Source organism: Streptomyces sp. NPDC031474, from assembly GCF_055581185.1.
In genome coordinates, this window is record NZ_JBVIJX010000007.1 from 488751 (window position 1) to 511604 (window position 22854).

The following is a 22854-nucleotide window of genomic DNA, read 5'->3' on the forward strand; positions in this document are numbered from 1 at the left end:
GAGGACGTGACCGGCTGGCAGTTCTGGGTGGACCGGGGCGGCACCTTCACCGACATCGTCGCGCGCCGCCCCGACGGCCGGCTGCTGACGCACAAACTGCTGTCGGAGAACCCGGCGCGGTACGCCGACGCGGCGGTCGCCGGTGTCCGTGCCCTCCTGGCGGGGGCACCGGACGCCGTCGAGACCGTCCGCATGGGCACGACGGTCGCGACCAACGCGCTGCTGGAACGCAAGGGCGAGCGCACGCTGCTCGTCATCACCCGCGGATTCCGCGACGCGCTGCGCATCGCCTACCAGAACCGCCCCCACATCTTCGCCCGCCGGATCGAGCTCCCGGAGCTGCTGTACGAGCGGATCCTGGAGGTCGACGAGCGCATCGCCGCCGATGGCAGCGTCCTGCGCGCCCCGGACCTGGACGCCCTCGCGGGCCCCTTGCGGGAGGCGTACGACGACGGAATCAGGGCCGTCGCCGTCGTGTGCATGCACAGCCATCTCCACCCCGTCCATGAACAGGCCGTCGGGCAGCTCGCCGCCCGCACGGGCTTTGCGCAGATCTCGCTGTCCAGCGAGGTCAGCCCCCTCATGAAGCTCGTCCCGCGCGGGGACACCGCCGTCGTCGACGCCTACCTGTCGCCCGTGCTGCGCCGCTACGTCCGGCACGTCGCCGACGAGCTGCACGGTGTGCGACTGATGTTCATGCAGTCCAACGGAGGACTTGCCGAGGCGAGCCAGTTCCGCGGCAAGGACGCCATCCTGTCCGGGCCCGCGGGCGGCATCGTGGGCATGGCCAGGATGTCCCAGCTCGCGGGTTTCGACCGGGTCATCGGCTTCGACATGGGCGGCACCTCCACGGACGTCTCGCACTTCGCGGGCGAGTACGAACGCGTCTTCACCACGCAGATCGCGGGCGTACGGCTGCGCGCCCCGATGCTGGACATCCACACCGTCGCCGCGGGCGGCGGATCCGTCCTCCGTTTCGACGGCTCCCGCTACCGGGTGGGACCGGACTCGGCAGGCGCGGCCCCCGGGCCGGCCTGCTACCGCGGCGGCGGCCCGCTCGCCGTCACCGACGCCAACGTGATGCTCGGCCGCATCCAACCCGCCCACTTTCCGAAGGTGTTCGGGCCCGACGGCGATCAGCCGCTCGACGACGCCCTCGTGCGCGACCGCTTCACCGCCCTCGCGCGCGAGATCCACGAGCAGACCGGCGACGACCGCACGCCGGAGCAGGTCGCGGAGGGCTTCCTGCAGATCGCCGTCGCCAACATCGCGGGCGCGGTGAAGCGGATCTCCGTCCAGAAGGGCCACGACGTCACCCGCTACGCCCTCACCACCTTCGGTGGTGCGGGCGGACAGCACGCGTGCATGGTCGCCGACTCGCTCGGCATCCGTACCGTGCTCGTGCCGCCCATGGCGGGCGTGCTGTCCGCGCTCGGCATCGGACTCGCCGACACGACAGCCATGCGCGAACAGTCCGTGGAGGCGCCCCTGGAGGCCGCCGCACTGCCCGCGATCCTCAAGACCGCCGACGATCTGGAGGCGGCGGCCCGCGCGGAACTGCGCGCCGAGGACATCCCCGACGACCGCGTCCGCATCACCCGCCGCGCGCAGCTCCGCTACGACGGCACCGACACCGCCCTCACCGTCGAGCTCACCGAGCCCGCCGTGATGAGGCGGGCTTTCGAAGAACGTCATCGCGCCACGTACTCCTTCACGCTCGACCGCCCGATCGTCGTCGAAGCACTCTCCGTGGAAGCCACTGGCATCACCGAACCCCCCGATCTGTCCGCCCTCGCCCCGTACGAAGGCCACCCCGCCGAACCCCGGACCGTCCGCCTCCACACCGGCGGCGCCTGGCGCGACGTACCCCTTCACCGCCGCGAGGACCTCCCTCCCGGCGAGATCGTCACCGGCCCCGCGATCATCACCGAGGCCAGTGCCACCACCGTGGTCGACGACGGCTGGGAGGCCACGACGAGCCACGACGGGCATCTGGTCATGGAACGCGCGGCGATTACGCAGAGTTCCGATCTCGACACAAAAGTCGACCCGGTTCTTCTTGAAGTCTTCAACAACCTCTTCATGTCCATCGCCGAACAGATGGGCGCCCGACTGGAGTCCACGGCCCAGTCCGTCAACATCAAGGAGCGCCTCGACTTCTCCTGCGCCCTCTTCGACCCCGACGGGAACCTGGTGGCCAACGCCCCGCACATCCCCGTCCACCTGGGATCGATGGGGACGAGCGTCAAGGAGGTCATCCGCCGCCGCGGCTCCTCCATGCGCCCCGGCGACACCTACGCGGTCAACGACCCCTACCACGGGGGCACGCACCTCCCGGACGTCACGGTGATCACCCCCGTCTTCGGCGCCGGCGCAGCCGAGCAGACCAAAGTCACGGAGAGTGAGCAAGAGCTTCTCTTCTACGTCGCCTCACGCGGCCATCACGCCGAGATCGGCGGCATCGCCCCCGGCTCCATGCCGGCGGACAGTCGCACCATCGAGGAGGAGGGCATCCTCTTCGACAACTGGCTGCTGGCGCAGAACGGCCGATTCCGCGAAGAGGAGACCCTCCGTCTCCTCACCGACGCGCCGTACCCCTCGCGCAATCCCCGGACCAACCTCGCCGACCTCCGCGCCCAGATCGCCGCCAACCACAAAGGCGTCGACGAAGTGGCCCGCATGATCGAGGACTTCGGGCTCGACGTCGTACAGGCCTACATGAGGCACGTCCAGGACAACGCGGAGGAAGCCGTGCGCCGCGTCATCGACGCCCTGGACGACGGCGCGTACGCCTACGAGACCGACTCGGGCGCCGTCATCCGGGTACGCGTGCGCGTGGATCGCGAGAACCGCTGCGCGACCGTCGACTTCACCGGCACCTCACCGCAGCTGGCCACCAACTTCAACGCGCCCTATTCCGTCGTCAACGCGGCCGTCCTGTACGTCTTCCGGACCCTGGTCGCCGACGACATCCCGCTCAACGACGGCTGCCTGCGCCCCCTGAGGATCGTCGTGCCGCCCGGTTCCCTGCTCTCGCCCGAACCGCCCGCCGCCGTCGTGGCCGGAAATGTGGAGACCTCCCAGGCGATCACCGGCGCCCTCTACGCCGCCCTCGGCGTCCAGGCCGAGGGCTCCGGCACCATGAACAACGTCACCTTCGGCAACGAACGCCACCAGTACTACGAAACCGTCGCCTCCGGATCCGGCGCGGGTGACGGCTTCCCCGGCGCGAGCGTCGTCCAGACCCACATGACCAACTCCCGGCTGACCGACCCCGAAGTCCTCGAGTGGCGGCTGCCCGTCCGGCTCGAGGAGTTCGCGGTCCGGCCCGGCAGCGGAGGCGCGGGGCGATGGCGTGGCGGGGACGGCGCGGTCCGCCGCATCCGGTTCCACGAGCCCATGACCGTCTCCACCCTGTCCCAGCACCGCAGGGTCCCCCCGTACGGTCTCGCGGGAGGCGCCCCCGGCGCGCTGGGCGCCAACCGGGTGGAGCGCGCGGACGGCACGGTGGTCCGGCTCGGCGGCAGCGACTCCGTGGACGTCGGCCGCGGCGACGTACTCGTCATCGAGACCCCTGGAGGCGGAGGCTACGGCCCGCCGCCCCACACCCCCAGTCAAGCCATCAAGCAGGAGAAGTGATCGATGATCTTCGGGCGTTCTGAGCGCGGCAAGCCCCCGGTCGAGCCCGTCACGCTCAAGATCCTGGTGGCCGGCGGCTTCGGCGTGGGCAAGACCACTCTGGTCGGCGCCGTCAGCGAGATCAAGCCGCTGCGCACCGAGGAGTACCTCACCGAGGCCGGCCGCCCGGTCGACGACACCACCGGCGTCGAGGGCAAGCACACCACCACCGTCGCCATGGACTTCGGCCGCATCACCCTGCGCGAGGATCTGGTGCTGTACCTGTTCGGGACGCCCGGCCAGGAACGGTTCTGGTTCATGTGGGACGAGCTCTCCGAGGGCGCACTCGGCGCCGTCGTGCTCGCCGACACCCGCCGCCTGGAGGACTGCTTCGCCGCCGTCGACTACTTCGAACGGCGCTCCATCCCCTTCCTCATCGCCGTCAACTGCTTCGAGGGAGGCGCCCGGTACCCGGAGGCAGACGTGCGCCAGGCCCTCGACCTCGACGACGGCGTACCGGTGGTGCTGTGCGACGCCCGTGACCGAAGGTCGGTCCGGGACGTTCTGGTCGGCGTGGTCCAGCACGCGATGGACTACGGCGCCGAACGTCGCCAGGCCGTCACCACCTGAGGGACGGCCGCCGACCGGCACGGCCCGTACCCCCGCCGACTGGGGTACGGGCCGTGGTTCAGGGGGAAGCGCGGCGCGAGGAGCCGCACGCGCGTGTGGCACAAGCGAGACACACGCGCGCGTGCAGTGGATCAGCTGCACGCGCACGCACTAGCCTTCACCGTCCTGCAGCCAGCCGAAGCTCTTCTCCACGGCCTTGCGCCAATTGTGGTACTCGCGATCGCGCACCGACGCCTCCATCGCCGGAGACCACTCGGCGTCCTTCTGCCAGTGCGTCTTGAGCTCGTCGAGGTCGTTCCACACGCCGGTGGCCAGGCCCGCCGCGTACGCCGCGCCCAGGCAGGTCGTCTCGGAGACCCGTGGCCGGATCACGGGAACGCCGAGCACGTCCGCCTGATGCTGCATCAGCAGGTTGTTCTTGGTCATGCCCCCGTCCACCTTCAGGGTCGTGATCCGCACCCCGGAGTCCTGGAACATGGCGTCCACGACCTCGCGCGTCTGCCAGCTCGTCGCCTCGAGCACCGCCCGTGCGAGGTGGGCCTTCGTGACGTAGCGGGTGAGTCCGGTGACCACACCGCGCGCGTCGGACCGCCAGTACGGCGCGAACAGCCCGGAGAACGCGGGCACGATGTACGCGCCGCCGTTGTCGTCGACGCTCGCCGCCAGGCTCTCGATCTCATCAGCCGTACGGATGATGCCGAGCTGGTCCCGGAACCACTGCACGAGCGCACCCGTTACGGCGATCGAACCCTCCAGGCAGTAGACAGGCGCCTCACCGCCGATCTTGTACCCCATCGTCGTCAACAGCCCGCTCTTCGAGGGCACCGGTCGGTTACCGGTGTTGAGCAGCAGGAAACTCCCCGTCCCGTACGTGTTCTTCGCCGCGCCCACGTCGTAGCAGGCCTGGCCGAACACCGCCGCCTGCTGGTCGCCCAGCGCCGAAGCGACCGGCACACCGGCGAGTTGGCCGACCGCCGTGCCGTACACCTCGGCGGAGGACCTGATCTCCGGCAGGACGGCCTCGGGCACGTTCATCGCGGACAGGATGGAGGTGTCCCACTGGAGGGTCTCCAGGTTCATCAGCATGGTGCGTCCGGCGTTGGTGACATCGGTGACGTGCCGGCCGCCGTCGGTGCCTCCGGTGAGGTTCCAGATGAGCCACGAGTCGATGGTGCCGAAGGCGATCTCGCCGCGCTCGGCGCGCGCCCGCAGGCCCGGCACGTTGTCCAGCAGCCAGGCCGCCTTGGGCCCCGAGAAGTAGCTGGCCAACGGCAGCCCGGTCTGCTCACGGAATCGGTCCGGCCCATCGGATCCGCCCAGTTGACTGCAGAGCGCCGCCGTACGCGTGTCCTGCCACACGATCGCGTTGTGCACCGGCTTGCCCGTGGCGCGGTCCCACAGCACGGTCGTCTCGCGCTGATTGGTGATGCCGAGGGCGCTGATCTGGTCCGCGCGCAGCCCGGCTTTGGCGATCGCCCCGGCGACCACCGCCTGCACCTTGGACCAGATCTCGGTGGCGTCATGCTCCACCCAGCCGGGTTTGGGGAAGATCTGGCGGTGCTCACGCTGGTCGACGGCGACGATCGCGCCGTTGCGGTCGAAGACGATGCAGCGGCTGGAGGTGGTGCCCTGGTCGATTGCGGCGACGTACTTCTCGGCGGTGTCCGTCATGGCTACCCCTTGGGCTGGGTTGAGAAGGCTGCGCGGGTGTCGGACGATTCAGAAGGCCGCGTTGTAGAGGAGCCCCGCGAGCGCTCCGCCGACGAGCGGTCCCACGACCGGGATCCAGGCGTAACCCCAGTCCGAGGTGCCCTTGTTCGGGATGGGCAGGAAGGTGTGCACGATGCGCGGGCCGAGGTCGCGCGCCGGGTTGATGGCGTAGCCGGTGGGCCCGCCGAGCGAGAGTCCGATGCCGACGACGAGCAGGGAGACGATCAGCACCGTGGTTCCGGATTCGCCGAGCCCTTTGGTCAGCCCGAAGGCGAGGATCGGCAGGACCAGGGCGATCGTCGCGATGATCTCCGTGATCAGGTTGGCGACCGGGTTCCGGATCTCGGGAATGGTGGAGAAGATGCCCAGCGTGGGAGTGGGCTCCTCGGCCGTGCCTTCGGTGGTGCCCTGCTGCTGGACGTTCGCCTGGAACTGGGCGAGGTACACCAGGTACGCGAGGACGGCCCCCAGCATCGCACCGACCATCTGGCCCAGCAGATACACCCACACCTTGCCCCACTTGCCCGTGTCGACGGCGATGCCGAGGGTGACCGCCGGATTGAGCTGCCCGCCCGACAGCGGTGCAGCGGTGTACGCCCCCGCCAGCACGCCGAACCCCCAGCCGAAGGCGATCACGACCCATCCCGAGGCCCGGGCCTTGGAGTACCTGAGAGTGACGGCCGCGCAGACTCCCGCGCCGAACAGGATGAGGATCGCGGTACCGATGACCTCGCCGACGAATATGTCTCCGTTGCTCATGGCGGCTCCTTGGCCCGGTCCGAGGCGGATCGACCCCGGTGTTCCGTGCAGGGTGCGGTTCCCGTGGCTGCTTCGGCCGGGGCAGGGAGATCCCGCGCCCCACCCGGCGTCCGTGACGAGCGTGCCGTCGTAGCCGAATCGCCTGTGGGGGAGCGGGACTTTCATCGGAAAGTCCCCCTGGCGCGCGCCTGGATACGCCGAGAATGTACGGCGATGTCGGCTGACACCGGGAAGTGTTCACCGGTGCCCAGAGAGCGTCAAGGAGGCCGACAGCAACGGTTGGGGATGCGCAGCACGGACCGTTAAAGCCGACACCCGGGGGAGCGGCGCCCGGGGGAGAGGGCGCCCATCCGAGCCCAGCACCGGGGGCGGCTTCCACGGCCCGGCCGCCTCGTGTGGGCTCCCGACCGTCAGGGTCAGTTCCTCCCGGGTTCCTCCCCGACCGCGCCCGTACCCGCAGGAGCCGTCGGCTGCGACCGGCGCCGGATCTCGTATCCGGCCGGCCCGGCGTGGCCCACGACCCAACTCGCGCCGCTCAACGACTTCGCAGCTTTCTTCAAGGCCAGCGACAGCGTGACCGGGCGTCCGCCTGCCGACCAGGGCGCGTCCAGCACGCAGGCTGCCAGCGGATCCAGGCCTTCCGGATCGGCCGGCACCAGGAAGTCGTCCCCTCCGATGTGCCCCACGCGCGCGTGGTGGCCCCAGCGCGCATGCCCTGTCGCCGCGATCCGCAGAGCCGCTCCCACCGACCGGATCAGCTCGTCACCCGCCGCGAACCCGGTCTCGTCGTTGACCTGCTTGAAGTGGTCGATGTTCAGCCAGCCCAACACGAACGTCCGCCCCTGCGCGATCCGCCGGTCCACCTCCCCGGTGATCGCGTCCGAGCCGGGCAGCCGGGTCAGCGGATTGAGCCCGGCCGCCTCCTCGACCCGGGTCTCGGCCGGCGCCCGGACGAGGTCCGCGAGCCGGACCACGCCCAAGCATCGCCCGCTGCGATCGACGACGGCCACATCGTCGGAGGTGCGGTCCCGGTCGCCGACCGCGACCACGTCCAGTACCTCCCAGGCCGTCGCCTCCACCCCGACCGTCCGCGGTGGATCGCCCAGTCTGGCCGCAGGGCGGTCCGCGTACAGGGCGTGGCCGTAGCGTCCGCGACATCGACAGCAGGAAGCGCGGCCGGTGCACCGAGCGGACCGGAACCCCCTCTCGGTCCACGGGCAGCGCCCCGGACACATCCGGGGCCCCGGTGAGCAGCGCCCGTACCTGTCCGGCGGAGGCGGTCGCGGGCAGCAGCGCGGCCGGCCGCACGAACTCCCGCACCGACGGCCCCGACGGGGGCGCCGGTACAGGGCCGCGGCCGAGGGGCGGAACGTACACGTCGGCGGCGGGCAAGCGGCTGGGCGGCGCGAACAGCGCGCCCTGCGCCAGCTGTGCCCCCGCCGACAGCGCGGCCGCGCACTGCCGTTGGGTCTCCACACCCTCGACGACCAGGAACGCCTTCAGCTCGTCGCACAGGGTCCGCATCGCGCGTACCGCCGCGGGCCGTGCCAGGAGTGAGGCGTCCAGCTTCACCAGGTCCGGCGCGATGCCGACGAGCAGCCGCAGGGGTGCGTGTCCCCGTCCCCGACCCCGTCCGCGCTGATCCGGAAGCCGTGGCCCCGGAGTGCGGCCACGGCCTCCAGGAGCGCGGCCTGGGGAACGTGCGTGTAGGGCGGGACGACGTCCAGCGTCACCTCCCATGGCAGCCGCCCTGCCTCGCGCACGGCGTCGTGCAGCGCGGTGAGCCCGCCGAGATCGGCCAGGGTGCCGGCGAACACGTTCACGTGCAGGGGCAGCAGAGTCTCCTTGCGAACCGCCGCGCGAACCGCCAACACGGCTAGCCGACCGTCGAGTTCGGGCTCCCGGCGAGCCCGTGCCAGGATGTCGCCGGCCTCGGGGCGGGCAAGTATCTCCAGCCCCACGACCCCTCCGGTGGGCAGGTTGACCACCGGCTGGAAGGCGAAGCGGAGGGTGTCCGTCCAGGAGTGCACGGGAGCATGGTGGCGCTGCGGGCGCGCGCCCAGGCGCAGTTCATGAGACGTTCACACAGGATTCCGGGGCGATCGCAGTGCCTGTGAAAGGTCGGCTGGACGGCCGTGTCACGCCGAAGGCTCCCTCCCGCTCACCGTACGGCGACTACCGCCGAACCATGCCCGAACAGCCCTTGGTTCGCCGTGACGGCCACGCGCGCGCCCGGTATCTGGCGATCGCCCGCCTCTCCCCGTAGCTGCCAGGTGACCTCGCAGACCTGGGCGATCGCCTGCGCCGGCACGGCCTCGCCGAAGGAGGCAAGTCCTCCGCTGGTGTTCACCGGTATACGGCCGCCGGGAGCCGTCGCTCCTTCCCGCAGCAGCTTGGCGGCCTCACCGTCGCCGCACAGCCCCAGGTCCTCGTACCACTGCAACTCCAGGGCGGTGGACAGGTCGTAGACCTCGGCCAGGGACAGGTCCTCGGGACCGATGCCCGCCTCTTCGTAGGCGGCTCGGGCGATCGAGGCCCGGAAGGTCTCACTGGCAGGCTCCGCCGCCGGCGCGGAATCGGTCGCGATGTCCGGCAGATCCAGCACCGTGTTGGGATAGCGGGGCGTGACGGTGGACACGGCCCTGATCCGCACCGGTTCCGCCGCCCCGTGCCGACGGGCGAACTCCATGCTGGAGAGCACCAGGGCCGCCCCGCCGTCCGAGGTCGCGCAGATGTCCAGCAGCCGGAGCGGATCGGCGACCACAGCCGACGCCGCCACCTCCTGCGAGGTGACCCGCTTCCGATAGCGCGCGTTCGGATTCAACGCTCCCATGGCCGCGTTCTTCACCTTGACCTGGGCGAAGTCCTCTGGTGTGTCCCCGTGCACCGCCATGCGCCGGCGCGCGTACAGCCCGAAGTACGTCGGATTCGTCGCGCCGAGTAACCGGAAGCGCAGCCAGTCGGGGTCGTCCGGCCTGTCCCCGCCGGCCGGACGGAAGAAGCCCTTGGGGGCCGCGTCGGCCCCCACCACGAGCACCACGTCCGCGAGACCCGCGAGGATCTGGGCCCGCGCCGTGTTGATCGCCTGAGCCCCCGACGCGCACGCCGCGTACACGCTCGAGACCCGGGCTCCCTGCCATCCCAGGGCCTTCGCGAACGTCGCCCCGGCTACATACCCCGGATAGCCGCCACGCACCGTGTCCGCGCCGACGATCGAACCGACCTCCCGCCAGTCCACGCCCGCATCGGCCAGGGCGGCCCGCGCCGCCGTCACGCCGTACTCGACGAAACTGCGCCCCCACTTGCCCCACGGATGCATCCCCGCGCCGAGCACCGCCACCTCTGCCGTCATCCCGCCACCCCCGTCGGCCGCCATCGCCAGGTCGTCCAGGTCGTCTCCGCATCCTCGTCGAGCACGCCCGGGACGACCTCCACCTCCATGCCCACTGCCAGATCGGCGACAGTGACCCCGGGAACCGCCTGTCCCAGCACCACGATCCGCTCGGACTCCAGCTCCACAGCGATCAACGCATACGGGTCCCACGGAAGTTCCGGATCGGTCACATAGGGTGACGGAGGACGATATCGGCTGTCCGTGTAGGACCAGACGCGCCCGCGTCGTGAGAGCGGGACCTCCTCCAGGTCGCCGCCCCGGCAGCCCGGATTGCGGCAGTGCGTGTCCTCACGCGGGAAGAAGACCGACCCGCATGCCGAACAGTGCGTCCCCAGCAACCTGAAGTCCTCCCCGTCCCCGGTGAACCACCCGGCGACCACGGGCGTGCGTGTACGCGACAAGGTTCCCTCCCGGGCCACGGAATCTGACGAGACGTCAGGAGTGTGGCACGCCCCTCCGGAATTGGGCAGGGAGGAGACATGACACGACTCCCCAGCGCAGTACGCGGTGCGGTCGCCGCACTCGCCGCCCTGCTGGCCGTGACCACCGCCTCCGCCACCGCGCGGGCGCACACCGCCCCCAAGGCCCCAGCGGACTTCGTGGCCCTGAGAACCGTGGACCCGACGATCCTTCAGGAGATGCGCTACGTCACCCCGCACACCTTCGTCGGCGAGCCCATCGACGGCTACCGGCAGCCGATCTGCATCCTCACCCGGCCGGCCGCCGAGGCGCTCCACCGGGCCCAGACGAAGCTGCTGCGCCAGGGATACACACTCAAGGTGTACGACTGCTACCGGCCCCAGCGCGCCGTGAACCACTTCGTCCGCTGGGCGGAGGACTTGAACGCCCAGGGCATGAAGGGCGAGTTCTACCCGAACGTCGACAAGACCCGTCTGTTCGAGGACGGCTACATCGCCGAGAAGTCCGGTCACAGCCGCGGCTCGACGACGGACCTCACCATCGTGCGGCTCCCGGCCGTGCCGACGCGGCCCTATGTCCCCGGCGAACCCCTCGTTCCCTGTTACGCCCCACCACAGCAGCGCTTCCCCGACAACTCGGTCGACATGGGCACGGGGTTCGACTGCTTCGACACCCTCGCCCACACCCTCGACCCGCGCATCCAGGGCGAACAGCGCGCCAACAGGCTGCTCCTCAAGAGCACCCTGGAGAACCTCGGTTTCGTGAACCTGGCCGAGGAGTGGTGGCATTACACCTTCAAACCCGAGCCCTATCCGGACACCTACTTCGACTTCCCCGTGTCCGCCGACTCCCTCCCCAGGCAGCACTGAACCGCCCCCGTACGACGCCCTCCCCAAGATCGGATACGCTCCGCCGCGTGTCCGAAACTCTGCACTCCACATCGAACTCCGCGCGCGACTCCCACTGTTCGAGCTGCGGAGCGCCCTACGGGGAGGGCGTCACCGGCTGGCCCCGCACCTGTCGGGCCTGCGCCACCGTGGCCTACCGCAACCCGCTGCCGGTGGCCGTCGCACTCCAGCCCGTGTACGACACCAAGGGCACCGCCCTGGTCGTCATCACCCGCACCATCGCCCCCGCGCGCGGGGGCATCGCACTGCCCGGCGGCTATATCGACGACCGTGAGGACTGGCGGCAGGCAGTCGTCCGCGAACTCATGGAGGAGACCGGCATAGCCGCGACGCCGCGTGAGGTGCGGCTGGCCGACGCCATGAGCTCCCCCGACGGCCACCTGCTGCTGTTCGGGCTCCTTCCGGAGCGTCCCGCGGACCGCCTCCCGACGTCCGCCGCCACGGACGAGACCGAGGGCTGGCACCTCCTGCGCAGGGCCGAGGAACTCGCCTTCCCTCTGCACACGCACGCCGTGCGGGCTTTCTTCGAAGGCCGCTACATCTGAGCTCAGCGCTCGCCGAGCCCGCGTACGCGCACCGGGTGGGACGGCACGCGCACGCCGTCCTCGCCCTCCTGCTCGACGACGACCCGCGAGCCCTCCCAGCGGGCCACGTACCGCTCGATCTCCGGCTCCGCCCAGCCGTCGCCCGCGTCCCGCACCACCAGACCACCACCCGTCCGCCCCCGGACCGGCGCCCACACCTCCAGCTCCACGGCGCCGTCGTCTCCCCGCACCGGCATGACGGCACCCGCGCGCGCGAGCACCGGAATACGCGACAGGGGAGCGTCCACGAGCACCTGCCCCGGCCCCTCGTACGCCCGCCCCGTCGCCGTGTCGTACCAGCGCCCCCGCGGCAGCTGCACCGCACGTTGGTCGACGCCCGGGCCGAGGACCGGCGCCACCAGCAGGCAGTCACCCAACAAGAACGCGTCCTCGCAGTCCCGCAACGCCCGGTTACCGGGCGCTCCCCACCACACCGGGCGCACATAAGGGGCTCCCGTACGCCGGGCCAGATGCGCCAGCGTCATGAAATACGGCAACAGCCGCCGCCGCTCGACGAGCGCCACGCGCGCGTGCTCCAACACCTCGGGGCCGAACTCCCACGGCTCCCGGCGTCCCGCCCGCAGACTCGCATGCGTGCGGAACAGTGGCAGGTACGCGCCCAGCTGGAACCAGCGCAGATACAGCTCCGGAGACGGACTGCCGTCGAAACCCCCCACGTCCGGCCCCGAATACGGCACCCCGCACAGCCCGAGCCCCATCACCAGGGACAGCGACGCCCGCAGTCCCGGCCAGCCCGTGGCGACGTCCCCGGACCAGGTGCCGCCGTAGCGCTGCAGGCCCGCCCAGCCCGACCGGGAGAAGACGAACGGACGCTGGTCCGCCACCAGCTCCAGCAGCCCCTCGTACGCAGCCCTGGCCATGCACAGCCCGTACACGTTGTGCGCCTCGCGATGATCACCACCGCGCCCCTCCAGGGAGTGCCGGGCCGACCGGGGCAACGTCGACTCCCCGAAAGCGGCGAACGACGTCGGCTCGTTCATGTCGTGCCAGAAGCCTGCGAACCCCTGGGCGAGCCGCTCGGCGTAGAGACTTCCCCACCACTTCCGCACGCGCGCGTGCGTGAAGTCCGGGAAGACGGCCTCCCCCGGCCACACGACGCCCTCGACGAGCCGACCCGACGCGTCCCGCACGAACGCGTCCTCGGCGACCCCGCTGTCGTACACGGCGTTGCCCGGCGTGGCCCTGACCGCCGGGTCGATGATCGACACGAGTCGTATCCCGTCCCGCCGCAACTCCTCGGCGAGCACCGACAGCTTCGGGAAGCGGTCCTCGTCGACGGTGAACACCTGGTGCTCGTCGTAGTGGTCGATGTCGAGGTGGACCGCGTCGAGCGGCAGGCCGTGCTCGTGATAGCCCGCCACGATCCGGCGCACCTCCTGCTCGCTGCCGAAGCCCCAGCGCGCGTGATGGTGTCCGAGCGCCCACGCGGGCGGCAGCGCCGGCGCCCCGGTGAGCGAGGCCCAGGCGAGCAGCACGCGCGCGGGGGTGCCCACGATCACCCAGCAGCGCAACGGTCCGCCGTCCATCCGCACCTCGCACCCACCGGCCCGGTCATGTCCCGAGCCGGCTCCCTCCTCGCCCTCCCGCAGCGCGACCGAGCCGTCCCAGGAGGTGTCGTGGAACACCAGGTGCGTGCCCGCGTCGGCCACCACCAGCTGCACCGGCATCGTGAGGTAGAGGGGATCGTCCTCGCGATCGAACGCGTGCCCCGGATCCGTGTTCCACAGCCGGTACGTCCCGTCGCGCAGACGCGGCCCGGACGCCCGCCCGCCGAGACCGAAGAAGCGCGCGTCGGCCGCAACCTCCGAGCGCTGCATCCAGCGCGCCGGTCCACCGCCCTGCGGCTCCCACCACCGGGGCGGCAGATCACGGCGCAACACCACGCCTCCCGGCGTACACACCTCCACGGCGCCGTGCCGCGAGACCACGACCGTCACCCGCTCGGCGACGACCCGCCATCCACCGTCCTTGTCCGGCTCCAGCACCGCCCGGGGATCCGGCTCCGGACAGCGGCCGGCCAGCGCGTACGACGGCTCCGGCTCGGCACCGTCCCAGCCCCAGAACACCGCCCCGTTCACCGCGACGCGGATCGACAGCTCCGAGCGGCTGAACCGGAGCGTCCCACCGCCGGGCCCCGGCTCCACCTCCTGCACGAGACCCGGCACCCGCGCCCGCTCGGGACCCCGCACCGGCAGCCCGGCGGCATCGGCGCGCCTCCTGCGCCACGCGGCCCGCACCGTGCGCAACCCCCGGCCCGCACCCGCGGGACCGACCCGCTTCATCGAACGCACCAGGTCACGACCGTCCATGCTGTTCACCCTGTCACTGACCGCGCCACGCGCGCGGGTCGTTCAACTTGCGTTCACCCGGGGTGGGGCCACATCTTCACGACACGGACTGTGCGCAACCCACCCTGGTGCAGAAGTCGATCACATGGCATCGTCCGTGTCAGCCGCGTCACGGGCTCCACCCCAGCTCGTGCGCGGGCGACGCACACGACGCGCAGAGTCCGGGAGCCGCCCCATGCCGACCGTGAACCCCGAGCCGCTCTGGCGGCCAGATCCGCAGCGCATCGCCCAGGCCCAGATCGCGAAGTTCCAGACCTGGGCGGCCGAGCAGCACGGAGCCCCGTCCGAAGGCGGCTATCCGGCACTGCACCGCTGGTCCGTCGACGAGCTGGAGACGTTCTGGAAAGCCGTCACGGAGTGGTTCGACGTACGGTTTTCGTCACCCTACGCGCGCGTGCTGGGCGATCGCGCCATGCCCGGCGCCCAGTGGTTCCCCGGAGCGACACTGAACTACGCCGAGCACGCCCTGCGCGCCGCAACCACCCGCCCGGCGGAACCGGCTCTGTTGTACGTCGACGAGACCCACGAACCCAGCCCGGTGACGTGGTCCGAGCTGCGCCGCCAGGTCGGCTCGCTGGCGGCCGAGCTGCGCGCCCTCGGCGTGCGCCCCGGCGACCGGGTCAGCGGCTACCTCCCGAACGTCCCGCAGGCCGTCGTGGCCCTCCTCGCCACGGCCGCCGTGGGCGGCGTCTGGACCTCCTGCGCCCCCGACTTCGGCGCCCGCAGCGTCCTGGACCGTTTTCAGCAGGTCGAACCCGTCGTCCTGTTCACCGTCGACGGCTACCGCTACGGAGGCAAGGAGCATGACCGCCGTGACGTCGTCGCCGAACTCCGAGCCGGACTGCCCACCCTGCGCGCCGTGATCCACATCCCCCTCCTGGGCACCGAACCGCCCCAAGGAGCCCTGGACTGGTCGGCCCTCACGGCCGCGGACGAGGAACCCTTCTTCGAACCGGTCCCCTTCGACCATCCCCTCTGGGTGCTCTACTCCTCCGGCACGACCGGCCTGCCCAAGGCCATCGTCCACTCCCAGGGCGGCATCCTGGTCGAACACCTCAAGCAACTCGGCCTGCACTGCGACCTGGGCCCCGAGGATCGTTTCTTCTGGTACACCTCGACCGGCTGGATGATGTGGAACTTCCTCGTCTCCGGTCTCCTGACCGGTACGACGATCGTCCTCTACGACGGCAGCCCCGGTTACCCCGACACGGGCGCCCAGTGGCGCATCGCCGAACGCACGGGTGCCACCCTCTACGGCACCTCGGCGGCGTACGTCATGGCCTGCCGCAAGGCGGAGGTCCACCCGGCCCGCGCATTCGACCTCTCCCGCGTCCAGTGCGTCGCCACCACGGGCTCGCCGCTCCCGCCCGACGGCTTCCGCTGGCTGCACGACGAGGTGCGCGACGACCTGTGGATCGCCTCCGTCAGCGGCGGCACGGATGTGTGCTCCTGCTTCGCCGGTGCGGTCCCGACGCTCCCGGTCCACACAGGCGAACTCCAGGCCCCCTGCCTGGGCACCGACCTGCAGTCCTGGGACCCGAACGGTCACCCGGTCATCGACGAGGTCGGTGAGCTCGTCGTCACCAACCCCATGCCGTCCATGCCGGTCCGCTTCTGGAACGACCCCGACGGCAGCCGCTACCACGACAGCTACTTCGACACCTACCCGGGCGTATGGCGGCACGGCGACTGGATCACCGTCACCTCGCGCGGCTCCCTCGTCATCCACGGCCGCTCCGACTCCACGCTCAACCGGCAGGGCGTGCGCATGGGCTCGGCCGACATCTACGAGGTCGTCGAACGGCTCTCCGAGATCAAGGAATCCCTGGTCATCGGCATCGAACAGCCCGACGGCGGCTACTGGATGCCCCTCTTCGTGCATCTGGCCCCCGGGGCTGTCCTCGACGAGGCACTGCTGGGCCGCATCAAACAGTCCATCCGCGAACAGCTCTCGCCGCGCCATGTCCCCGACGAGGTCATCGAGGTACCAGGAGTCCCGCACACCCTCACCGGAAAACGCATCGAGGTCCCGGTCAAACGCCTTCTCCAGGGCACCCCACTGGAAAAGGCCGTCAACCCGGGTTCCGTCGACAACCTGGAGCTCCTGCACTTCTACGAAGACCTCGCCCGCAAGCGAGTCTGAGAGCACCTCGCGAGAGACGACGCCTCAGCCGCCGTAGGTGGCCTCGGACTCGCCGAGCACTGCCGCGAAGTCCGAGGCCAACTGCACCGCGTCGGCCGGCTCCAGCTCGGCGACGGAGATCCGCACCCCTGTACCGGACGCCGACCGGAACCGGGCTCCCGCGGCGACCCACCAACCGTGCGACCGCAGCCCGTTCACCACGGCCGACTCGTCCCGCACCGGCACCCACACGTTCATCCCGCTCACACCGTGGCCGTCGATGCCCCGGGCCGCGAGCTCCCGGAGCAGCACATCCCTGCGCAGCGCGTACGTCTGCCGCGCACGCTGCACCAACGCGCGCGTGTCGTCGTCGGTCAGCAACCCGTACACCGTCTCCTGCAGGAGATGACTGACCCAGCCCGACGTCAGCAGCAGCCGACCGTCGTGGCGGGCCAGCGTGGTCGCGTCGCAGGCCGCGGTGGCCCACCGGAGATCCGTCCCCAGGAACTTGCTCACCGTCCGTACATGCACCCAGCGCGGCAGCCCTTCGGAGGCGAGGGTCCACAAGGGCGCGTCCGCGATCACGGAGGCGTGGTCGTTCTCGACGACCAGCAGATCCGGCCCGTCCCGCAGCACGCCGACGAGCGCGTCCCTGCGCGTCTCGGAAAAACAGCCCCCATAAGGGTTCTGCGCGCGCGGACTGCACACCAGCGCGCGTGCCCCCGCCCCGAGGGCCGCTCGAAGCGCCTCGGGCCGCACCCCCTCGTCGTCGACGGCCACCGGCACGATGCGCAGGCCCAGCGCGGTGACCAGGTCCAGCAGATGGTGATAGCCGGGATCCTCCATGGCGACCGCGTCACCGGGCCGCAGCTCCACCGACAGCAGCCGTCCGATCAGATCCAGCGCCCCGTGCGCGAACGTCACGTGATCCACCGGTACGCCGTCGGGGCGCAACCATGCGCGTACGGCCTCCTCCAACCGTTCCAACCTGGGCGTCGAACGATGGGAACGGGCGCCGGGAGACAGGCGTGAGGGCGGCACCAGCGCCGGAAGCAGCGCGGGATCGGGATGCCCGCCGGCCAGGTCCCGCAGCCCGCTCGGCACCCTGGGCGGCCTGCGGGATGCCACGGCGGGGACCGGGGCCACGACGGTGCCGCCCCGCCCGCGCGTGACCACGATGCCCCGCCGCCGCAACTCCTTGTAGGCCGTCGCGACCGTACCCGCACTCACCCCGAGCTCGTCCGCGAGCCGTCGCACCGGGGGCAGCGCGGACCCTGGCCGCAACACGCCCTCGGCCACGCCCCGTTCGACGGACCCGGCAATCCCCTTGGCTGTCGTACCGCTGATCCCATATTGTGTTGCCACATTGCCAATTATGTATCAATACATAACTCTCGGCAAGGGGGGAGCCACATGCATCCGATCCGTCGCGCAGCCACCTGGCCAAGTCGGATACCCGGAGGCCGTGACGGACGCGCGATGCTGACCGTCGCCCTCGTCGACCGCATCGGAAGCGGTCTGTGGGCATCGGTAAGCGTCCTGTACTTCACCTACGTCTGCGGCCTCTCCCTCGGCGAGGTCGGCACCCTCGTCGCCGTCGCCGGAGCCGTCGGGATAGCGGGCGCCCCGCTCGGCGGCCGACTCGCAGACCGCTTCCCGCTCACTCGCGTCCTCATCGCGGTCCAACTGCTGCGGGCGCTGGCCTCCTTCGCCCTGCTCACCACGGACCGATACGCCCTCCTGCTCGCCTTCTGCGCCCTCGGCAGCCTCGGCGACAGAGCCGCCAACGTCCTCACCAAGCTCTACGCCACCCGCGCCGCCGGCCCGGATCGCGTGCGTTACCAGGCGATCCATCGCACCGTCGCGAACGTGGGCTGGGCGCTCGGCGGCCTGGCCGCAGCGGCGGCCCTCGCCGTCGGCGACACCGCCGCATACCAGTGGCTCCTCGTCGGCGACGCCCTGTCCTTCGTCGCCTCCGCCCTCCTCACCCTCCGCTGCGGCGAACCGTCCTCCCGAACCCGCACGGTGATCACCGCCAAGGACCCCAGGCCCACCGTGAGACCGGTCGGCCCATGGCGCGACCGCACCTACCTCGCCTACGTGGCCACCGACACCGTCCTCTTCCTCGACGACGCGGTATTCAAAGTCGGCCTACCCCTGTGGATCGCACACGTGACCACCGCACCGCACGGCCTCGCACCCCTCCTGCTCGTGCTGAACAACGTCCTGGTTGTGGCACTTCAGGTCCCCCTGTCCCGGTTCGGCGCGACCACGACCGCAGCCCGCGCGCTCCTGGTCCCGCTCTCGGCGGCCTTCGCCCTGGGCGGCGTCGCGATGACGGCAGCGACGACCGGCGGACCTCTCACCGCCCCCCTGCTCCTCACCGCGGCGGCCGTGTTCTTCACCCTCGCCGAGATGCTCCACGCCACGATCTCGTGGGAACTCTCCGTCGCCCTGGCCCCCGACACCGCCCAGGGTGCCTACCTCGGCGTCCATGGCCTGGCCCAGTCCGCCCAGCGCAGCCTCGGACCACTCGCCGTCACCGCCGCGATCGCCGTCGGCCCCCTCGGCTGGCTCACCTTCGGCGGCGGAATCGCCGTGACCTGCATGTTTCAACACCGCCTGGTCCGCGACCGACTCAAGCAAAGCCCGTTGTCAGTGCCGTCGATTACCGTGAGTGAGCATTGATCGACTGTGCACACAGGGGGAAACATGGCACACACCGACCGCCAGACCATGCGACGCGTCCTGCGCCGTGAAATCGCCGGCACCATCGGCCTGCTCACCGACGAGCACGACTTTCTCGCCATGCGGGACTACCGCACCTTCACGTTCGACGATCACACCACCTATCTGCAACAGGTCGAAGACCTCCTGAGGACACGCGCCCTCCAAGGCACCCACACCACCGTGGCCCTCTTCGACCCCCAGGAGTACGCCGCATACTGCGCCGCCAAGGGGCTCGACCCGGACATCCCCGCCAACCGCACCCGCTTCACGGCCGAACTCGCGACCACAGGCCCCACCATCCCTTACGAGGGCCAACCCCTCGCCGACCTCGTGCCGGCCCTCGTCGACGAGGCCGTCCGGCAGGCGACCTGGGAGTACGCGGCCATTCTCCTGTCCCGCCTCGGCGCCTGCGCCACCTGCGGTGAAGACATCGGCCGGGCAGCCTTCGCCCGCGCATCGAACCTCGTCGCTCGCATCCTCGAAACCGCACCACACGGCAACCGACACCTCGTCTGCAGCGTCACAGGCACCCCCGAAACACTGGTCGCCGTCCTCCATTCGGACGACGAGGCCAACGCCGCCCCACAACTCGACGAGGCCGAAGCGCTCGAGTTCACCACCGTCCTCGCCCTCGGCCTCGCCACTCAGAGCCCTGGCGGCCTGGTCATGCGCACCACCGCTGACGGCGTCTCCGACCGGATCTACGGATGGCGGCTGCGCGGCGACGGCCTCGAACCCCTGACCGCCGGCGAGGTCTTCGACGCCTATTGCACCGACGCCGAATCCGGCGACCTCATCTCACCCGAGTCAGGAGTGGACTACTGCTTCCCACCGGACCTCGGACCGGAGGGACCGCCACCGGGCCACCAACACTGACCGGAAACGACGCCCACACACACTGACCGGAAAGGACGCCCACACACACTGACCGGAAAGGACGCCCACACACGGCAGGGGCGCTCCACCCGACGGTGGAGCGCCCCTGCTCACCGGCCGATCGCCGGCCGGAGCCGACTACTCGCCGGACAACACGGCCTGCGCCGAGCCACGCGCCTCCTCGGCGGTGTCCGCCGCACGTGCCGCAGCAGCGGCACGCTCGCACTGCGCCAGCGTGTACTTCGCCAGCGAGGCCCGCACATAGGGAATCGATGCCGAGCCCATGGAAAGAGAGGTGACCCCCAGACCCGTCAGCACACACGCGAGCAGCGGATCGGCCGCCGCCTCGCCGCACACACCGCAGCTCTTGCCCTCGGCCGAGGCCGCCTCTGCCGACAGGGCGACGAGGTCGAGCAGGGCGGGCTGCCATGGGTCCTGCAGCCGCGACACCGCACCCACCTGCCGGTCGGCGGCGAAGGTGTACTGCGCGAGATCGTTCGTACCCAGCGACAGGAACTCCACCTCCTGCAGGATCGAACGAGCCCGCAGCGCGGCCGACGGAATCTCCACCATCGCACCGAACTTCGCCCGCAGTCCCGCCGCACGGCACGCGTCGGCGAACGCCTTCGCGTCGGTACGGTCCGCCACCATCGGCGCCATCACCTCGAGGTAGACCGGAAGCCCCTCGGCAGCCCTCGCCAGCGCCGTCAGCTGAGTCCGCAGGACGTCGGGATGGTCCAGCAGCGTCCGCAGCCCACGCACGCCCAGCGCCGGGTTGGGCTCGTCGGCCGGCGTCAGGAAGTCCAGCGGCTTGTCCGCCCCCGCATCCAGCACGCGTACGACGACTCGCCCCTCGGGGAACGCCTCGAGTACCTGCCGGTAGGCCTCGACCTGCTTCTGCTCGGAGGGCGCGTTCTTGCTGTCGTCGAGGAACAGGAACTCGGTACGGAAGAGCCCGACACCTTCCGCACCGGCCTCGACGGCAGCCGCCACATCGGCCGGCCCGCCGACGTTCGCCAGCAGCGGCACCTTGTGACCGTCGGCGGTGGCACCCGGCCCGGTCGAGGCGGCCAGCGCCGCCTTGCGCTCGGCCGCCGCAGCCTGGAGCTGGGCCTTCTTCGCGTCGCTCGGGTTCACGAAGATGTCGCCGGTGCTGCCGTCGACGGCGATCACCGTTCCTTCGGCGAGCTCGCCGGCACCCGGCAGGGCCACGACGGCCGGCACGCCGAGGGCGCGGGCGAGGATCGCACTATGACTCGTCGGCCCGCCTTCCTCGGTCACGAAACCGAGTACCAGCGTCGGGTCCAGCAGTGCGGTGTCGGCGGGCGCCAGGTCCCGGGCGACCAGCACGTACGGCTCGTCACTGTCCGGGACACCCGGCATCGGGACACCCAGCAGCCGGGCGACGATACGATTCCGCACATCGTCGAGGTCGGCCACCCGCCCGGCGAGGTACTCACCGGCTCCTGCCAGCAACTCGCGATAGGCGGCGAAAGCGTCGTAGACGGCACGCTCGGCCGTGCTGCCGACGGCGATCCGCCGGTCCACGTCGACCATCAGCTCGGGGTCCTGAGCCATCATGGCCTGAGCTTCGAGCACTGCCTGGGCTTCGCCCCCCGCCAGGTTGCCGCGCGCCATCAGATCGGCTGCCACAGCTTCGACGGCCTTGCGGGCGCGCCCCTGTTCGCGCTCCGCCTCCTCCGCAGGGATCTGCTTGGCAGGCGGTTCGAGCACCGCCGTTCCCATGTGTCGAACCTCGCCGATCGCCACACCGTGACTCACGCCGACGCCTCGCAGCGTTGTCTCCATCTCACCCGTCTCCGATAGTGCGGCGGGTCCCGCCGCCGCGGTGGTTGTCCTCTGTGCCGCCGCACTGACGGCGTCGGCTCTACTGCCAGGAAAAGAGAGCGTCGCCGGCTTTCACATCGCCGTCTTCACGGAGATCGCCGAGTGACTCGGCCGTGGCCTCCAGGGCGACGATCGGGCAGACCGGGGACTTGCCGGCCTGTTCCACGGCGACAGGGTTCCACCGCACGATGCTCTGCCCGCGGGTGACCGTGTCGCCCTTGTTCACGAGAACCTCAAAGCCTTCGCCATTGAGCTGCACGGTGTCGATCCCGAGATGTGTGAGCACCCCGCGCCCTTCGGCGTCGACCACGACGAAAGCATGCGGATGGAGGGAGACGATGACGCCGTCCACGGGTGCGACGGCCTCGGAAGGCTCACGCACCGGGTCGATCGCCGTGCCCGGGCCGACCATGGCTCCGGAGAAGACCGGATCCGGTACGCCGGCCAGTCCGATGGCGCGTCCTGCAAGAGGGGACGTCACGGTGGTCATGGGAAGCCTCCCAGGGGTGGAGATGTATATGGGCCGTTACTGCCTGTCCAGGGCCGCGCACTGTGCAGCAGGGTATGTCATATGAAGTACCGGTTCCGCACGAGAGCTCACGATCCGTGGTCTAGACCACTAGCCTAGCCGATTTGCAGCGCCTCCGCGGCCCCGTGTACAGTCGTACTCCTGCTTGAGGGTGAGCGACGCGATCAAGCGCGCTTACTGAGCAGCACCCAACTTGTCAGATCCTATCTTTGGATCATCTTCTGCATGCCTGCAGGATGGTGGTCAAGAGGCCGGAAAAACCCTGATAGAGTCGGAAACGCAAGACCGAAGGGAAGCGCCCGGAGGAAAGCCTGAGAGAGTCTCTCGGGTGAGTACAAAGGAAGCGTCCGTTCCTTG

Annotated in this window: 14 protein-coding genes and 2 pseudogenes; 7 read left to right on the forward strand and 9 right to left on the reverse strand. The window is 70.5% G+C overall.

Annotation, left to right across the window (positions count from 1 at the left end; all coding sequences use genetic code 11):
- Nucleotides 1-6: 6 nt before the first annotated feature.
- Nucleotides 7-3662: pseudogene (locus tag ACZ5SK_RS17450) on the forward strand (hydantoinase B/oxoprolinase family protein).
- On the forward strand, nt 3643-4248 hold the full coding sequence (locus ACZ5SK_RS17455; protein ID WP_334583161.1) for a GTP-binding protein: 606 nt from the start codon (nt 3643-3645) through the stop codon (nt 4246-4248). Before ACZ5SK_RS17450 ends, ACZ5SK_RS17455 begins: the two are co-directional and overlap by 20 nt.
- A 150-nt stretch (nt 4249-4398) precedes the next feature.
- Here ACZ5SK_RS17455 and glpK read toward each other — a convergent pair whose 3' ends face one another.
- From glpK to ACZ5SK_RS17480, 5 genes and pseudogenes are all read right to left on the reverse strand, one after another.
- Nucleotides 4399-5919, reverse strand: a complete 1521-nt coding sequence (gene glpK / locus ACZ5SK_RS17460; protein ID WP_334583160.1) for a glycerol kinase GlpK — start codon at nt 5917-5919, stop codon at nt 4399-4401.
- Between the two features lie 48 nt (nt 5920-5967).
- Nucleotides 5968-6717 carry an MIP/aquaporin family protein gene (locus ACZ5SK_RS17465; protein WP_334583159.1) on the reverse strand — a complete coding sequence of 250 codons (750 nt, stop codon included), beginning with the start codon at nt 6715-6717 and terminating at the stop codon, nt 5968-5970.
- A gap of 416 nt (nt 6718-7133) precedes the next feature.
- Nucleotides 7134-8747, reverse strand: a pseudogene (locus ACZ5SK_RS17470) (EAL domain-containing protein).
- Nucleotides 8748-8878: 131 nt separating this feature from the next.
- Entirely contained in the window at nt 8879-10069 is a 1191-nt protein-coding gene (locus ACZ5SK_RS17475; RefSeq protein ID WP_361701559.1) for a lipid-transfer protein, read from the reverse strand.
- Nucleotides 10066-10491 (reverse strand): Zn-ribbon domain-containing OB-fold protein, encoded by a 426-nt coding sequence (locus tag ACZ5SK_RS17480; protein ID WP_361701557.1) that lies wholly within the window; start codon nt 10489-10491, stop codon nt 10066-10068. Before ACZ5SK_RS17480 ends, ACZ5SK_RS17475 begins: the two co-directional genes overlap by 4 nt.
- 99 nt (nt 10492-10590) lie before the next feature.
- Here ACZ5SK_RS17480 and ACZ5SK_RS17485 point away from each other — a divergent pair, with 99 nt between their 5' ends.
- Both ACZ5SK_RS17485 and ACZ5SK_RS17490 read left to right on the forward strand, forming a co-directional pair.
- The gene (locus tag ACZ5SK_RS17485; protein ID WP_334583157.1) at nt 10591-11400 is read left to right on the forward strand and encodes a M15 family metallopeptidase; all 810 of its coding nucleotides are present in this window, start codon (nt 10591-10593) and stop codon (nt 11398-11400) included.
- Between the two features lie 47 nt (nt 11401-11447).
- Complete coding sequence (locus ACZ5SK_RS17490; protein WP_334583156.1) at nt 11448-11984, forward strand: NUDIX domain-containing protein; 537 nt, start codon at nt 11448-11450, stop codon at nt 11982-11984.
- Nucleotides 11985-11986: 2 nt separating this feature from the next.
- Here ACZ5SK_RS17490 and ACZ5SK_RS17495 read toward each other — a convergent pair whose 3' ends face one another.
- Nucleotides 11987-14353, reverse strand: a complete 2367-nt coding sequence (locus ACZ5SK_RS17495; protein WP_468576245.1) for a glycoside hydrolase family 31 protein — start codon at nt 14351-14353, stop codon at nt 11987-11989.
- Between the two features lie 214 nt (nt 14354-14567).
- On the opposite strand from ACZ5SK_RS17495, the gene ACZ5SK_RS17500 reads away from it, so the two are divergent.
- Complete coding sequence (locus tag ACZ5SK_RS17500) at nt 14568-16535, forward strand: acetoacetate--CoA ligase (RefSeq protein ID WP_334583154.1); 1968 nt, start codon at nt 14568-14570, stop codon at nt 16533-16535.
- Between the two features lie 24 nt (nt 16536-16559).
- Here ACZ5SK_RS17500 and ACZ5SK_RS17505 read toward each other — a convergent pair whose 3' ends face one another.
- Nucleotides 16560-17879, reverse strand: coding sequence for an aminotransferase class I/II-fold pyridoxal phosphate-dependent enzyme (locus ACZ5SK_RS17505; RefSeq protein ID WP_457493955.1), 1320 nt, complete (start codon nt 17877-17879; stop codon nt 16560-16562).
- Between the two features lie 114 nt (nt 17880-17993).
- On the opposite strand from ACZ5SK_RS17505, the gene ACZ5SK_RS17510 reads away from it, so the two are divergent.
- The gene (locus tag ACZ5SK_RS17510; RefSeq protein WP_457493956.1) at nt 17994-19202 is read left to right on the forward strand and encodes an MFS transporter; all 1209 of its coding nucleotides are present in this window, start codon (nt 17994-17996) and stop codon (nt 19200-19202) included.
- A 24-nt stretch (nt 19203-19226) separates the two neighbouring features.
- Complete coding sequence (locus ACZ5SK_RS17515) at nt 19227-20120, forward strand: hypothetical protein (protein WP_334583151.1); 894 nt, start codon at nt 19227-19229, stop codon at nt 20118-20120.
- 138 nt (nt 20121-20258) lie between these two features.
- On the opposite strand, the gene ptsP is transcribed toward ACZ5SK_RS17515, so the two are convergent.
- The gene (gene ptsP, locus ACZ5SK_RS17520; protein ID WP_457493958.1) at nt 20259-21929 is read right to left on the reverse strand and encodes a phosphoenolpyruvate--protein phosphotransferase; all 1671 of its coding nucleotides are present in this window, start codon (nt 21927-21929) and stop codon (nt 20259-20261) included.
- Nucleotides 21930-22008: 79 nt separating this feature from the next.
- The gene (locus ACZ5SK_RS17525; RefSeq protein ID WP_334583149.1) at nt 22009-22458 is read right to left on the reverse strand and encodes a PTS sugar transporter subunit IIA; all 450 of its coding nucleotides are present in this window, start codon (nt 22456-22458) and stop codon (nt 22009-22011) included.
- Between the last annotated feature and the right edge of the window lie 396 nt (nt 22459-22854).

Excerpts from the sequence above, each read along its gene's own strand:
- ACZ5SK_RS17510 (WP_457493956.1), top strand. The coding sequence starts at position 17,994 with ATGCTGACCGTCGCCCTCGTCGACCGCATCGGAAGCGGTCTGTGGGCA.
- ACZ5SK_RS17465 (WP_334583159.1), bottom strand. The coding sequence starts at position 6,717 with ATGAGCAACGGAGACATATTCGTCGGCGAGGTCATCGGTACCGCGATC.
- ACZ5SK_RS17455 (WP_334583161.1), top strand. The coding sequence starts at position 3,643 with ATGATCTTCGGGCGTTCTGAGCGCGGCAAGCCCCCGGTCGAGCCCGTC.
- ACZ5SK_RS17500 (WP_334583154.1), top strand. The coding sequence starts at position 14,568 with ATGCCGACCGTGAACCCCGAGCCGCTCTGGCGGCCAGATCCGCAGCGC.
- ACZ5SK_RS17475 (WP_361701559.1), bottom strand. The coding sequence starts at position 10,069 with ATGACGGCAGAGGTGGCGGTGCTCGGCGCGGGGATGCATCCGTGGGGC.
- ACZ5SK_RS17525 (WP_334583149.1), bottom strand. The coding sequence starts at position 22,458 with ATGACCACCGTGACGTCCCCTCTTGCAGGACGCGCCATCGGACTGGCC.
- ptsP (WP_457493958.1), bottom strand. The coding sequence starts at position 21,929 with ATGGAGACAACGCTGCGAGGCGTCGGCGTGAGTCACGGTGTGGCGATC.
- ACZ5SK_RS17485 (WP_334583157.1), top strand. The coding sequence starts at position 10,591 with ATGACACGACTCCCCAGCGCAGTACGCGGTGCGGTCGCCGCACTCGCC.
- glpK (WP_334583160.1), bottom strand. The coding sequence starts at position 5,919 with ATGACGGACACCGCCGAGAAGTACGTCGCCGCAATCGACCAGGGCACC.
- ACZ5SK_RS17515 (WP_334583151.1), top strand. The coding sequence starts at position 19,227 with ATGGCACACACCGACCGCCAGACCATGCGACGCGTCCTGCGCCGTGAA.
- ACZ5SK_RS17495 (WP_468576245.1), bottom strand. The coding sequence starts at position 14,353 with ATGGACGGTCGTGACCTGGTGCGTTCGATGAAGCGGGTCGGTCCCGCG.